Origin of the sequence: Nocardia sp. CDC153 (genome assembly GCF_035818515.1) — a bacterium.
Lineage (GTDB): Bacteria > Actinomycetota > Actinomycetes > Mycobacteriales > Mycobacteriaceae > Nocardia.
Map to the genome: position 1 here is coordinate 1,130,981 of NZ_JAYKYU010000002.1, position 14,755 is coordinate 1,145,735.

At 69.2% G+C, this 14,755-nt stretch carries 5 protein-coding genes (1 of these 5 only partly in view); 1 reads left to right on the top strand and 4 read right to left on the bottom strand.

Annotated features, from left to right (window positions below; translation table 11 throughout):
• The 3 genes in view from VMT65_RS13765 to VMT65_RS13775 are tightly spaced (at most 60 nt apart) and all read right to left on the bottom strand, a layout consistent with a single transcriptional unit that may run on beyond the window.
• On the bottom strand, positions 1 to 8,942 hold the beginning of the coding sequence (locus VMT65_RS13765) for a non-ribosomal peptide synthase/polyketide synthase (protein WP_442790221.1). The gene continues 19,333 nt to the left of window position 1, outside the view; only the first 8,942 of its 28,275 coding nucleotides appear in the window; its start codon is at positions 8,940 to 8,942; its stop codon lies off the left edge, out of view.
• Positions 8,943 to 9,002: 60 nt separating this feature from the next.
• Complete coding sequence (locus VMT65_RS13770) at positions 9,003 to 10,340, bottom strand: MupA/Atu3671 family FMN-dependent luciferase-like monooxygenase (RefSeq protein WP_326308559.1); 1,338 nt, start codon at positions 10,338 to 10,340, stop codon at positions 9,003 to 9,005.
• Positions 10,337 to 12,049, bottom strand: a complete 1,713-nt coding sequence (locus VMT65_RS13775; protein WP_326308561.1) for a fatty acyl-AMP ligase — start codon at positions 12,047 to 12,049, stop codon at positions 10,337 to 10,339. The genes VMT65_RS13770 and VMT65_RS13775 overlap by 4 nt, the downstream gene beginning before the upstream one ends.
• Positions 12,050 to 12,372: 323 nt before the next feature.
• Between VMT65_RS13775 and VMT65_RS13780 the strand changes: the two genes are divergently transcribed.
• On the top strand, positions 12,373 to 13,629 hold the full coding sequence (locus tag VMT65_RS13780) for a DoxX family protein (protein ID WP_326308562.1): 1,257 nt from the start codon (positions 12,373 to 12,375) through the stop codon (positions 13,627 to 13,629).
• 12 nt (positions 13,630 to 13,641) lie between these two features.
• Here the strand turns inward: VMT65_RS13780 and VMT65_RS13785 are convergent, their stop codons facing one another.
• Complete coding sequence (locus tag VMT65_RS13785) at positions 13,642 to 14,616, bottom strand: oxidoreductase (RefSeq protein ID WP_326308563.1); 975 nt, start codon at positions 14,614 to 14,616, stop codon at positions 13,642 to 13,644.
• Positions 14,617 to 14,755: the final 139 nt, after the last annotated feature.

The window sequence follows — 14,755 nt, forward strand, 5'->3', positions numbered from 1 at the left end:
ACCACCGCGACACTCGTGCCACCGCCGGTGACGGTGAAGGCGGTCCGCAGCATTGGATGCCGATCCATGAGCGCACGGGCCGCCGCACGCAGGCGGTCGACATCGAGGGCCCCGGACAGACGCAGAACCAGCTGTGCGACATAGGCATCCGCCCGGCTGGCGTCGCCCAGTCCACTGTGGAACAGCAGACCGGCCTGCAACGGCGTCACGGGCCACACGTCCGTCATCGACGGATACGTTCGGTCCAGCGCGGCGACCTCGGATCGGGTCAGGTCCACCAGATCGAAGTCGGAGGGCGAATGCCCACCCGCGCCGGGGGTTTCGGCGTGGTCGGCCATGGCCGTCAAGGCCTGTGCCCACAGCGCCGCCAGCTCGTCGACGTCCGCGGCATCGAGCAGGGTGCGCGGGAACCGGAATTGGGCGCGCAGCCGGTCCTCGATGACGATCGCGGTGACCTCCACCGCCAAGGTGACCGGCTGCCGCGGGTCCGGGCTCACGGTCAATTCGTCTGCCGCGCCGTTGATTCCACTCACGCGGGCATCGTCGGCCGAGATGCGTCCCAGGTAGTTGAACCCGATCCGCCCCGGCATCCGATTCGGCAACAACCCCGCCGTCTCATCGTTCAGATACCGCAGCAGCCCATAACCGATGCCCTTGTCCGGAATCGACCGCAGCGTCTCCTTCACCGATAACACCACCGCCGCCACCGAATCCCCACCGGCGGCGGCGTTCTCGACATCGATACCGGCCAGATCGAATCGCACCGGGAACATCGAGGTGAACCAGCCCACCGTCCGCGACAGGTCCGCGCCCGGAACGACCCGCTCCTCACGGCCGTGCCCCTCCAGCCGGACCAGGACCGACGGCTCGTCGATGCCACGCCGGGCCCGCCACAGGCGCACCGCCACGGCCAGACCGGCCAGCAGCCCGTCACCGACCTCGCCGTGGAAAGCCGCGGGGAGCCGGGACAGCATCGCGTGGGTCACCGTTTGCGGCAGCTCGATCTCCGCGTGCTCGAGGGTGGCGGCCGTGTCGACCTCGGGATCGAGTTCCCGTCCGCCCCAGAGCGGATCGGGGCCGGTGACCATGGACTGCCACAGGTCGAGTTCCCGCACGCGATTCGAGTCGACGGCCGCCTCGGTGAGCCCGTGCGCCCAGCGCCGCATCGAGGTGCCCACGGGTTCCAGCGTCGGGGTACCGCCCGCGGCGACCTGTTGGAAGGCGGACAGCAGATCCGGGACCAGCACGCGCCATGAGACCCCGTCGACCACGAGGTGATGTGCCACCATCAGCAACCGGCCGGGCGCGTTGTCGATCGTCTGCCAGACGAAGCGGACCATCACCCCGGCAAGCGGGTCCAACCGCGCGACAGCCGCATTCGCTCGTGTCCGGAGGTCGGTTTCGGAGGTGCAGCGCTCGAACAGCGTTGCCGCCTCGATCGATCCCGGCGGCTCGACGATCAGCGACCACTCGCCGGTCTCGGCGTGCCGCAGGCGGGAACGCAACATGTCGTGACGGTCGAGCAGCGCGCTGACCGCCGTGAGCACCTCCGACTCGTTCAACCCGCTGGGCACCGGAACGACCACATGCTGTTCGAAGTGCCCGAAACCGCTGCGCCAGTCCGTCATCCACCGCGCCACCGGCAGCAGTGGCAGTTCTCCGACGCCGCCCCCGGGCAGTTCGGCCAGGCTCTCACCCGTCCCGTCCACGAGCCGGGCCCGGCTCGCCAGCCGCGCCGGGGTCCGCTGCTCGAACACGTCCCGCGGTCCGAACACCACACCCTGCGCCCGGGCCTTGGACACGACCTGGATCGACACGATCGAATCACCGCCGAGCGCGAAGAAGTCGTCCTCGGCCCCGACCCGGTCGAGCCCGAGCACCTCGGCGAAGACCCCGGCCACGATCTCCTCGACCGCGTTCGCGGGCGCGCGGAATTCCCGCACCGCGAACACCGGTTCCGGCAGGGCGCGGCGGTCGATCTTTCCGGTCGCGGTCAGCGGCAACTCCGCGAGCACCAGCACCGCATCCGGAACCATGTACGCGGGCAGCCGGGCGGCCGCGAACTCCCGGATTCGCTCCGGATCGACCGCGCGGTCCGGGCCGACCGCCACATAGCCCACCAGCCGCGCACCGTCCTCGGGTGCGTGGACCACGACCACGGCCTGTGCCACGCCGTCCATCGCGCACAGCGCCGCCTCGATCTCGCCCAGCTCCAGCCGCTGGCCGCGCACCTTCACCTGGAAGTCCGAACGGCCCACGAACTCCAGTGCGCCCGAACCCGATTCGGCGGCCGTCCAGCGCACCAGGTCACCGGTTCGATACAGGCGACCGCCCGGTGTGCCGAACGGGTCGGCCACGAACCGCGTGGCCGTCAGCCCGGCCCGATCCCGATAGCCCCGCGCCACACCGGGACCCGCCACATACAGCTCACCCACGACACCCACGGGCACCGGACGCAGCCACGCGTCCAGGACGACGACGCTCATGCCCGCGATCGGCGTCCCGATGCCAATGCGCCGCTGCGGCGCCAGCTCCGAACCCGTGACCCAGATCGTGGCCTCCGCCGGGCCGTACAGGTTGTGGACCCGCCGGACACCGGCGGCATCGGTCCCCGACCATCGGGTCACCAGCTGCTCGGAGCACCGGTCACCGCCGGTCAACAGCACGCGCAGGTCGTCGAGCCCGGCCGGGTCCAGGGACGCGGCCACGGCCGGGGTGAGAAACGCATGGCTGACCCGCCGGTCCCGCATCAACTCCCACAGCGGTTGTCCGCCATACACGTCCGCCGGGGCGACCACCAGGGCCGCGCTGCCCGACACCGCCAGCAGGAGCTCCAGAATCGCCGCATCGAAGGTGCGGGCGGCGACCGCGAGAACTCGGGACTCCGGCTCCAGCGCACAGCGCCGCATGTGATCGGCCAGCAGGGCCGCCAGCCCGGCATGGGTGACCTCGACGCCCTTCGGGAGTCCGGTCGATCCCGAGGTGTAGACGACATAGGCGGGATTGCCGGGCCGGACCGCGCCGAGACGTTCGGCATCGGTCACGGCGTTCGCGTCGAGATCGGTCAGTTCGAGCCGCTCCAGATCGATGACCTCGACCCCGAAATCGTCTGTCCCACCGACACCCAGCACGAGCCGGGCACCGGAATCCCCGCACACGAACCGATTCCGCTCCACCGGATGCGCCGGATCCAACGACAGGAACGCGGCCCCGCTCTTGGCACTGGCCCAGACCGCCGCCACCCACTCCAGCGAGCGCGGCACCGCGACCGCCACCACCGACTCCGGACCGATCCCCCGCCCGATCAGGTACCGGGCCAGTCGATTCGACCGTTCGTCGAGGTCGCGATACGAGACCCGCCGCTCCCCGTCGATGACCGCGCCGCCGTCCGGGTTGGCGGCCACGGCCGCCGCCAGCACGCCGGGCAGGGTCACCGGGTCGGGACCGTCGAGCTCGCCGAGGCGGCCCCACTCGCGCACCAGCCGATTCCGTTCCGGCGCGGTCGAGGTCTCGATATCCCGGATCAGCACGGCGGGATCGGCGGTCACCGTCCGCAGGACCCGCTGCAGCCGTCCGACCAGCGCCGCCACCGTGTCCGGGTCGAAAAGGTCGGTGGCATAACCGAGATCCACCGGAATCGCGCCGTCCCGATCGGGCGCGTCGGTCAGGGTGAAGGTCAGATCGAAGCGCTCGATACCGGTTTCCGCGCCCGCGGCGGTGACCACCACGTCCGGCAGTTCGAGCCGGGCCTGATCGAGATTGTGGAACGCCAGCATGACCTGGAACAGCGGATGATGCGCCCGACTGCGCGGCGGGTCGAGGGCCTCCACCACCTGTTCGAAGGGGACGTCGGCGTGGGCGAAGGCATCCAGGTCGACACTGCGCACATCGGCGAGCAGGTCGGTGAAGGGCCGGGATTCGTCGACCTCGGTGCGCAGGACGACGGTATTGACGAACATGCCGATGAGCTCGTCCAATTCGGCCGCCCCGCGTCCGGCCACCGGGGAGCCGACCGCGATATCCGAGCTTCCGGACAGCCGCGAAAGGACCACCGCCAGCGCCGCGTGGAAGACCATGAACACGGTGACGCCGCGAGCCTGCGCGAGCGCGCGCAGACCCTCCACCACCGTGGGCGGGATGACGAATCCGTGGGTCGCGCCCCGGTGCGTGGCCACCGGCGGGCGCGGGCGATCGGTCGGAAGCTCCAGGACCTCCGGCAGATCGGCCAATTGCCCGGCCCAGTACCGGAGTTGACGCGCGGGCGGCGAATCCGGGTCGTCGGCCGCACCCGCGACCTCACGCTGCCACAGCGCGTAATCGGCGTACTGCACCGCCAGCGGCTGCCAACTCGGCTGCCGCCCGGCGTGCCTGGCCGTATAGGCGGCGGCCAGGTCCAATGCCAGCGGCTTCATGGAGAACCCGTCGGCGTTGATGTGGTGGACAACGATCAGCAGGACGAAATCGGTGGAACTGGTGGACAACAGCCGAACTCGCAACGGAACCCGTTCGGCCACATCGAAACCCAGTGACACCACCGTGGAAATAGCCGCCGCCAAGGCGGATTCGTCCACTCCGGCCACGCTGAGGTCCAGGTCCGCGGCGGCGTCCAGTTCTTCGACGGGCACCACGTCCTGGTACGGCACCCCGTCCGCGTCCGGATACCGCGTGCGCAAGATCTCGTGGCGCGCCAGCACATCCCGCAACGCCGTCGTCAGCGCCGCGACATCCAGCGCACCGGAGAGCCGGATGACCATCGGAATGTGGTAGGCGATCGACTCCGGATCGAACCGGTTCACGAACCACATGCGCTGCTGTGCGAACGACAGCGGCACCCGATCCGGTCGCATCCGCGGCCGCAGCCGTGGCCCCTCCTCGACGACCCGGGAATCGGACACCCGCGCGGCCAGCAGATCGGCCAGCGCACCGACCGCCGACGCCTCGAAGACATCGCGCACCGAGACGGGCACACCCACGCCGTCGGACAGCCGGGCCGACAGGCGGGTCGCCGACAGCGAATTCCCGCCCAGCACGAAGAAGTCGTCGTCGATGCCGACCCGTTCGATGCCGAGCACCTCGGCGAAGACGGTCGCCACGACCTCCTCGACCGGGGTCGAGGGGGCGCGGTAGGTGGCGCGGGCCACCACGGGTTCGGGCAGGGCCGCCTTGTCCACCTTGCCGTTCACCGTCAGCGGCAGCGCGTCGAGGACCATCATCACGTCGGGCACCATGTAGGCGGGCAGTCGCTCGCTCAGGCGCTCGCGCAGTATCGCGCCGAGAGCCGTTGGCGCACTCCAGCTCTCACGCCGTTCCAACAGCGCCGATCCGCTGTCGTCCGCCGCCGCGGCCGGGAGAGTGGCCCGGATGGCGTACACGATGTGCAGGTCCGTGCCCACCACGTTCGGCGAGACGCGGGCCTCGGCGGTGAATCCGTGCTCGCCGAGCAGGTTCTCGATGCGGGCGAGCCGGTCGTCCACATCGTTGACCTCGATCACCATGCGGTCGATGAGCGGCCAATGGCGCGCCTCGATGCCGTGCAGGGCGTCGAGCTCGCTGCCCTCGACGTCGAGTTTGAGCAGATCGATGTGCTCGATGCCGTACTCGTCGACGATGTGCGACAGGGTGCGGACCGGGACGTCGACCTGCACGCAGTCCAGGCGTTCGGCGATCAGCTGATCGACCAGCCGCTCACCGAGATCCTGTGTCTCCGCGCGGTATTCGTGATGAATGAACGATTCGAGGATGGCGTGCTGCTCGTGGCTGTCGGTGCCGCGACCCGACAGCACCGACATCTCCGGGTAGTAGGTGAAGGTGTCGGTGGTGGCCTCCGCTCCGATCGCGTACGGCACCAGGGTCGCCTCCAGGCCGTGCAACGCCGAATTGGCCGCGTACATGCGCCGCAGCTCCGGCATGGGTTCGACGGCGAAAAGCTTGACGTGCGGCGACTTTCGCTTGGCGTAGATCGAGAACATGCCGACGTGCGCGCCGATATCGACAATGCAGCCGCGCTCGGGAATCGTGACGCCGCCGTGGCAGTATTCCTCGGTCTCGAAGATCTCCTCGTAGAGGAATTCGATATTCGACCGGTTGCGGCCCACCACCGGCATGCCATTGGGCAATTCGTGCAGCTCGTCGGCCGCGATCGCGCCTTCGCGCTGCAACTCGAGACAGGTGGCGGCCACCGGGGCGAAGTGCGCGTCTGGCACCAGGTAGGCGACCAGCTGGGTATCGGCGGGCGCGTCGGGGCTGGCCGGTCCGGCCGTGTGGGTGGTGACGACCGCGCCCGCCACGCAATCCTGTGCGGCCAACAGGGATTCGATCTCACCGAGCTCGATGCGGTAGCCGCGGATCTTCACCTGTTCGTCGGCGCGGCCGAGATATTCGAGGACGCCCGCCTCGGTCCAGCGGACCACGTCACCACTGCGGTAGAGACGGCCGGTGGGGTCGAACGGGTCGGCGACGAAGCGGGACGCGGTCAGGTCCGGGCGTGCGAGATAGCCGCGGGCGACCTGGTTGCCCGCCACGTACAGTTCTCCCGCGACGCCGACCGGCACCGGCCGCAACCACGAATCCAGCACGTACACACGCAGATTCGCCAGCGGCACCCCGATGGGGCTCAGACCCGGCTCACCGCGCCAATGCTGCGGGGTGAGCGGCTGCTCGGTGACGTGCACGGTGGTCTCGGTAATGCCGTACATATTGATCATGCGCGGCGGGTTCGGGCGCTCGAGCAGCGGCCAGCGTTGCAAACGAGTGGGGTCCAGGGCCTCACCGCCGAAGACGACCATGCGCAGTCCGGGCGCGTCCGTGGCCGTGGCGCGGCGGGATTCGATCAAGGTGTAGAAGGCGGACGGGGTCTGGTTGAGGATCGTCACGCCTTGCTCGACGATGAGATCCCACAGCTCGGCCGGTGCGTAGGCCACCTCGCGCGGCACCACCACCACGCGGCCGCCGTGCAGCAGCGCGCCCCAGATCTCCCACACCGAGAAGTCGAAAGCCTGTGAGTGGCACCAGGTCCAGACATCGTCCGGGCCGAAGTGACACCACGACTGCGTGCTCTGGAACAGGGAGACCGCGTTGGCGTGAGTCACCGCCACGCCCTTGGGTTTTCCGGTGGTGCCCGAGGTGTAGATGACATAGGCGACATTGTCCGGGCGCGGCGACCGGGGCAGGTCGGCGGGCGGTGTGCCGTGACTGTTCGAGTCCGAGAAGTCCACGCGGATGCGCGGAACCTCGCTCGCGGCGACGAGATCGGCGGTGGTCTCGTCCACGAGAACCAGGATGGGCGCGGCGTCGGCGAGGATGTAGCCGATCCGCTCGGGCGGGGACGTGGGATCCAGCGGCACGTAAGCGGCACCGGTTTCGAGCGTGGCCAGCAGACCGGTGATCAGCGGGATGCCCTTCGGAAGCGCGAGGGCCACAAGGCTTTCCGGCCCGGCACCGCGTCCGGCGAGGACCGCCGCGAGACGTCGCGCGTCGGCCGCGAGCCGCTGGTAGCTGATGTGCCGGGCCCCGTCCACGACCGCGACCGCCTCGGGTGTCGCGGCGGCCTGCCGCCGGAACATCTCGATCAAGGTGGTGGCCGAGTCGATCGGCACCGGATGGTCGTTCCAGTCCCGCAGCACCCGCTCGCGTTCACCGGCCGCCAGCAGATCCAACGCGCGCAAGGGTGTGGCGGGATCGGCGCACAATGCCCGGACGAACTCGTCGAAGAACCGCAGGAACCGATCATGATGGTGCGCAAGCTCTTCCGGCGTGTACAGGTCATGATTCGCCACGAAGTCGATGCGGGTGGCGGTCGTACCCTCGGTCTCGCCCGCGCCCACGTAGACGCTCACCGACACATCCGACACCAGTCCCGGCGTCAACACCTGCAACTGCCCGACGATCGAACCCAGCCGCACCGTCGTCTCGAACATCATCAGGTCCACGTACGGCCCGAACACCTGCGTCTGCGGTGTCAGTCGGCCGATATCGCGGAACATGTCCTCCTGCCGGTACCGCTGCCGGCGCAAGACCTCGATGAGCCGGTGCTGCGTGGCCGCCATGAGCTCGCCGACGGTCGCGCGCGGACCCATGGCGAGCCGGAAGGGCAAGGTATTGGCCAGCATTCCGCCCGAGCGCAGGGCGGCGGTGGTGACGCGCGCGGAGACCGGCAGGCTGAGCACGATGTCGTCGCTGCCGGTCATGCGGGCCAGGAACAGGCCGAAGGCCGCCAGATACGGGACCGCGGGATTGGCCGAGGTCTCCCGCACCACGGCGGCGAGCAGGGCCGCGGTCTCCGCCGGCAGCACACCGCTCACCGAGATCGGGTGGCCGTCGGCCTGCGCGCTGCGCCCCGCCAGGCTCACGGGGGCGGGCAGATGGTCCAGCTCCCGCTGCCAGAATTCGCGGTCGGTCTCGAAACGCGCCGAGGCACGGTACTTCTCGTCGGCGGCGACGAGATCGGCCAAACCCTGCACCTTCGCCTCCGGCGCGGGCCTGCCCTCGACGGCGGCGGTGTAGAGGTCGCCGACGCGTGCGAGCAGCGTCATGGCGGCCAGACCGTCCATGGCGATGTGATGCGCGCGCAGATACCAGCACCAGCGCCGGTCCTCGACGCGCAGCACGGCCGTGGTGATGAGGCGATCGCGCTGCAGATCGACGGGACGGCTGTACTCCGCGCTCATCCATTCCCGCGCCGCCGCCAGCGGATTCGCCGCCGAGCGCAGGTCGAGGTATCGGGTCGGCTCGTCGAGGGGCCGGTCGAGCACCTGCACGGGCCCGTGCTCGGTCTCGATCACCCGCAGCCGGGCGGCCCCGAACTCGCCCGCGACCCGCCAGAACGAGGCCATGAGCAAGTCGACGTCCAGTTCGCCGCGCAGATCGATATACAGGGCGTTGGTGATCGGGTTCGAACCGGTCAGCTGTTGGGCGTACCAAATCCCCTGTTGCGCTGCCGACAACGGAAAAGGAACCGAACTGGGCCCGGTCAAATTCGCTCCTGCGTCTCGAATGGACGATTCCTACTTCGACAGCGCCACGGTCTTCAGTTGTGCGAGGGTCTCGAGTCCGGCCAGCACCTCGGCATCGGGAATGCCGAAGTCGATGAGGCAGGCGATCTCGTCGACACCGATCTCGCGGAGCCGGGCGACCATGGCGGCCGCGGACTCCGGGGTGCCGAACAGGCCGTTGTTGCGGTAGTAGCGTTCGAACGCGAAGTCCAGGACCTTGGCCCGGGTCTTGGCGTCCAGGCTCTCCAGGGCCTCGGAACCACGCCGCCACAGGTCGACAGAGTCCTCGAGATAGCTCTTGAACGGGCCTTCGACGGTCTTGCGGACCTGGGCCTCGTCGCTGCCCACGAAGGTGTGCAGCATGACGGTGACCGTGCCCGAGTCGGCATCGTGGCCGTGCTTCGCGCGCGCGGCGCGGTAGGCGGCCAGCTTCTCGGCCAGCTCGTCCACCTCTTGAAACAGCAGCGCGGTCAGGATGTTCACGCCCAGCGCACCGGCCATCTCGAACCGCTCGACGCCGCCGCTGCAGGTCAGCCAGGTCGGCAGGCTCGGCTGCACCGGGGCCGGGAAGATCCGGACCGCGCGCTCCTCACCCGCGCCGGTGCGCAGCGACACCGACTCCCCGCGCCAGAGTCGTTGCACGGTATCGATTCCCGCGCGGGTGATCTCGACCCGATCGGCGTAATTGTCGGGTGCGAGCACGAAATCGTCGGCGTTCCAGCCGGTGGCGAAGGCGAGATCGACGCGGCCGTGCGAGAGATTGTCGACGACCGACCAATCCTCGGCCACGCGAATCGGATTGTGCAGCGGCAGCACCACACTGCCCGCCCGAATCCGCACCCGCTCGGTCGTGGCGGCGAGCGCCGCGCCGAGCACGGACGGATTCGGGTACAGGCCGCCGAACTTGTGGAAATGCCGCTCCGGCAACCACATGGCCCGGAAGCCGTGGGTGTCGGCGAAGCGCGCGCTGTCGAGCAGCAGCCGATAGCGGCCCTGCGACGCCCGCTGGGCGTCGCTGGAGAAGAACAGCAGGCTGAAATCGACCTCGCGTCCGCGCGGGCGGTCCGCGGCCGGGAAGCCCGGCTCGGCGGTCCCGGGCGTCTGCGCGTTCCCGCTCCGCGCGGCCAGATCGGCGACATCGGCCAGGCTCAGACCGTCGAAGATGTCCTCGGCGGTGATCTCGGTGTCGAAGCGGTCCTCGAGGATGGTCATCAGTTCGGCGGCCTTCACCGAGTCCAACCCCAGCGAGGTGAGCGGCAGTTGCGGATCGACGGTATCCCGCTCCAGCCGATCGGCGGCCCACTCCACGAAGAAGTCCAGCACCGTGCCGGTCTCGGGCGGGGTACTCATAGCACGCTCTCCTCGAATGCCGTTGTCGATGAATAGGTTTCCCGCAGCCGCCGCCGCTGGATCTTGCCGCTGGTGGTCTTGGGCACCTCGCCCTTCCCGACGAACACGACCCGGTGCACGCTCAGGGCGTGCTCGCGGCTGACGACGGCGCGAATCGAATCCGCCAGCGCGGCGGTGTCTTCCGGCCGCTCCGGATCGAGCTCCTGGACGACCATCACCCGCTCCTGATCGTCGATCTCCGCCGCGAACACCGCGCAGCCGCCGGGACGCAGCGTGGGATGGTTCGCGACGATGGTGCGCTCGATGTCCTGCGGAAAGATATTGCGGCCGTGCACGATCATGAGTTCCTTGATGCGCCCGGAGATGTAGAGCTCACCGTCACAGACGAAACCGAGGTCGCCGGTCCGCAGATACGGCGTCTCGTCCTCGCCCTCGATCGTGGCCCCGAAGGCCGCCGCGGTCTCGGCCGGTTTCTGCCAGTACCCGGCGGTAATGCTCGGCCCGCTCAGCCAGATCTCGCCGATGAAGTTGTCGGCGCAGCGGGTCCGCCGCTCGCGATCCACCACGGCCACGCCGGGGCCGACGGCTCCGACGCTGATCAGTTCTCGCCCAGCCGGTTTCGCGATCGCGACCCCGCCCTCCAGATCGTCCGGCGAGAAGAACCGGGACCGCGCACCGGCGCCCAGATCGCTGCCGTTGACGTAGAGGGTGGACTCGGCCAGCCCGTACATGGGCGCGAAACTGCGAGCGCGGAAACCGCTCACCGCGAACGCATCCGCGAAATTCCGCAGGGTGCGTGGATCGACCGGCTCGGCTCCGACGAAGGCGCAGTCCCAGCCGCTCAGATCCAGGTCCGCGGCCTCGGTCGGCGACACGCGCTTGGCGCAGAGCCCGTAGGCGAGATTGGGCCCGCCCGCCACCACGTGGTCGTGTTCGGAGATGGCGCGCAGCCAGCTCAGCGGATGACGCAGAAAGGTCATGGGCGAGAGCAGGGTACTGGGGAATCCGACGAACATCGGCAGCAGCGAACCCTGGATCAAACCCATGTCATGGTAGGGCGGCAGCCACGAGACGATCGAATTGTCGGGCGTCAGTTGATATTTCGCGCGCAGCACGCCGAGGTTCTCGATCAGGTTGCGATGGCGCACCATCACGCCCTTGGGCACCCCGGTCGATCCCGAGGTGTATTGCAGAAAGGCCAGATCCTCGGGCTCGGGGGCCGAGCCCGGGAACGGTTCGAAACCCAGCCCGTGCCCGGCACTGTCGCTGTCGATAATGCGAATGTCGCCGCCGAGCTGGGAACTGTCGACCGGCACCGTCGACCGCGGCGCGATGACCGCCGCCGCGCCGGAGTCGTGCAGAATGGCCCGCAGCGTGGCGATCTGCTGCTCCGACATCGGAAGATGAACCGGCACTGCGATTCTGCTCGTGGTCAGGCAGGCGAAGAACGCGCACACGAAATCCGCGCCGGGCGGGCACAGGAGTGCGACCCGGTCGCCGGGGGCGGTGTTCTCGATGATCCGTTCGGCCAGCCCGGCCACCCGGTCCCAGACGCGCTGGTAATCGAAAACGTCCTTGTTCTCTTTGTGGTTCGCGAAGGTGTAGGCCGGTCTATGCGGGGTTTCGAGCACTCGTGCCGACAGGATATCGACCAGGGTGCGGGCGTTGGTGTCCCGTCGGCCCTGCGAGTTCCTTCGCAATCTCTGCATACGCCCGGCTCCAATCGGATCAAGACGAAAGAGCAGCGGAAAGAACAGTCCAGGCCCCATCTTGGCGGCTGGGACCGCACTCGGCAACATTCCCGCATCTCATCGCGTGTCGGCGGGACGGGCCACCATGGCCGAGGGCATCATCGGTGCCGGTCGATCTGCACACCTCGCCGCTCGCGATGGGAGTCCGGATGTCGAGCATTACCGCCGATGTTCTCGAACGCGAAGACCGCAGCGCCCCCGAGACAATGACCAGACCACGGTGGAAACCCTTGACGCGGTGCGCATTCCGCTTCAGTGTCGCCTATTTCGGCTTGCTCTGTATGCTGTTCGCGCAAATCGTGCTGGTCTTCGCCGGGCCCCTGTTCCCCCGGTTGGCGGCCCACGCGGTGGGCGGGCAGATGGACGGGCTCGACGATTTCGTGGGGGCGGTCAGCACCCACGTCTTCGGCACCGAGGTCGCGCCGCTGCGCAAGTCCTACAGCGGCGATCAGGCGCCGCTGTGGGTGCTGATCTTCTGTGTGTTCGTCGCGGCGGTCGTCATCACCGTGGTGTGGTCGATCCTGGATCGCCGCCGCGCGTCCTACGTCCGGCTGCACGCCTGGTTCCTGACCTTCATTCGGCTCTGCCTCGGCGGGCAGATGCTGGTCTACGGCACCGCCAAGCTGATTCCGCTGCAGATGCCCCGGCCCACGCTGATCACCCTGCTGCAGCCCTACGGCGATTTCAGCCCGACGGCGGTGCTGTGGAATCAGGTCGGATCCGCGCCGGTGTACGAAATGCTCTTGGGCACAGCGGAAGTGCTGGGCGGACTGCTGCTGTTCGTCCCGCGCACCGCGACGGTGGGCGCGCTGCTGAGTCTGGTCAGCCTGCTGCAGGTGTTCGTGCTGAACATGACCTTCGACGTGCCGGTCAAGCTGCTGTCGTTCCATCTGGTGCTCATGTGTCTGTTCGTGCTGGCGCCGCAGCTGCGGCGGCTCGCGAATGTCCTTGTGCTGGAGCGGCCTTCCGCGCCGGTGACCCAGCCGCCGCTGCTGCGGGGCGGTCGGGCCAATGGGCTCATCGGCCTGGCCTGTGCGGCATTGGGCATCTGGGTGCTGGTCGGGGGCGTGCAGATGGCGATGGAGGGTTACCGGGCCCAGGGCGATGGCGTCGCGGAGCCGCCGCTGTACGGGATCTGGGAGGTCACCGACTTCACCCTGGACGGCAAGGCGCTGCCGCCGCTGACGACCGACGAGAATCGGTGGCGGCGGCTGGTTTTCGACACCCGCAAGGCGGCGGTGCAGAAGATGGACGACTCGATGGTGCCCGCCGTCGCGTCGGTGGACATCGAGGCGGGCACCCTCACCCTGTCCAGCCCGCCGCCCACCGAGACGGCTCCGCCGAGCGGGCTGCCGTCGTTCAGCTACACCCTCGCCTACCAGCGGGCGGCGACGGACCGGCTGAGTCTGCGCGGCGACCTCGGCGGGCGGCCGGTGGAAGTGGCGCTGCGCCAGGTGAATCCCGCGTCCTTCCCGCTGCGCGGGCGGGCCTTCCATTGGGTTCAGGAGTATCCGAACACCGGCAAGCTGATTCGCTGACGCGGGACGGGGTCAGCGCAGGGTGGCCTTGTGCCGGTGCTCGTCGTAGGGCACGAGGTCACCCGCCCGGCCGGTGCGGAGCAGGTCGACGAAGTCGGGATTCGCCAGCACCGCCCGCCCCACCGCGGCGATATCGAACTCGCCGCGTTCGAAGCGGCGCAGCAGCGGAACCAGGGAGTCCACCGCCTCGGCCGCGTCGCCGCGCTTGGCCAGCCCGATCGAGCCGACGATGATCGCGGGCCGACCGGTCACCGCCCGGGTCCAGCCCGCCAGGCTCAATTGCCCACGGGGCCCGCCGGTCTCGGGGAATCCGGGCTCGTCGAAGCGGCGGGTGGACGGGTGGAACGCGGCCACGCCCGCCTCCGCGAGCGGGCGCAGCATCGCCTCGAGGTCGGCGGGCGTCTCGGCGACGCGGTCGTCGTAGCGATCGATCCGCCACTGTGAGAAGCGGTAGGTGATCGGCACGGTGGGTCCGAGTTCGGCCCGGACGGCAGCCACCAGTTCCACGCCGAAGCTCGACCGGGTGGGCAACAGTCCGTGGGCCGCATGGATTTCCACCCCGTCGAAGCCCGCCACCCGGGCCTGCCGCGCGGCCGCCACGTACCCGGCGATCGTGCGCTCGGTCTCCACCGGCCGCGACCCGCTCGTCTGCTCCCGCATCAGCTGCGCGAAGATCGGCACCCGCTCGGCGTGCACGGCGTCGACGATCCGCTTCCAGGCCGTCACGGCCCCCGCGTCCCGAATGCCCGCGACCCCTGACCCTGCCGGGCCGTCGCCGATGGAAATGCCCTCGCTGATGATGAGTCCGGCCCCGCCCGCGGCCCGCCGCCGATAGAAGGCACCCAGTTCCGGGGCGGGAATCCCGCGCCGCGCCGCGTACCGCGAGAGCGGGGCCATGGCGAACCGATTGCGCACCGCCACCGTGCCGATCGCCGACGGCGTGAACAGGGCCGAGAGATCGAGATCCGCATCGAGCGCGTTCCGCATGCCGCCCCACTCCCGTTTCCGATGTGGTTCCAGCCGTCCAGTACTACGCCGTACGTAGTCTAAGCACACCGGTGGCCGCGAGACGTTCACGCCTCGCGCACCGCGAGGTTTATCCCTCGCGCGCGGTGGTATGGCCGAA

Excerpts from the sequence above, each read along its gene's own strand:
- VMT65_RS13770 (WP_326308559.1), bottom strand. The coding sequence starts at position 10,340 with ATGAGTACCCCGCCCGAGACCGGCACGGTGCTGGACTTCTTCGTGGAG.
- VMT65_RS13775 (WP_326308561.1), bottom strand. The coding sequence starts at position 12,049 with ATGCAGAGATTGCGAAGGAACTCGCAGGGCCGACGGGACACCAACGCC.
- VMT65_RS13780 (WP_326308562.1), top strand. The coding sequence starts at position 12,373 with ATGCTGTTCGCGCAAATCGTGCTGGTCTTCGCCGGGCCCCTGTTCCCC.
- VMT65_RS13785 (WP_326308563.1), bottom strand. The coding sequence starts at position 14,616 with ATGCGGAACGCGCTCGATGCGGATCTCGATCTCTCGGCCCTGTTCACG.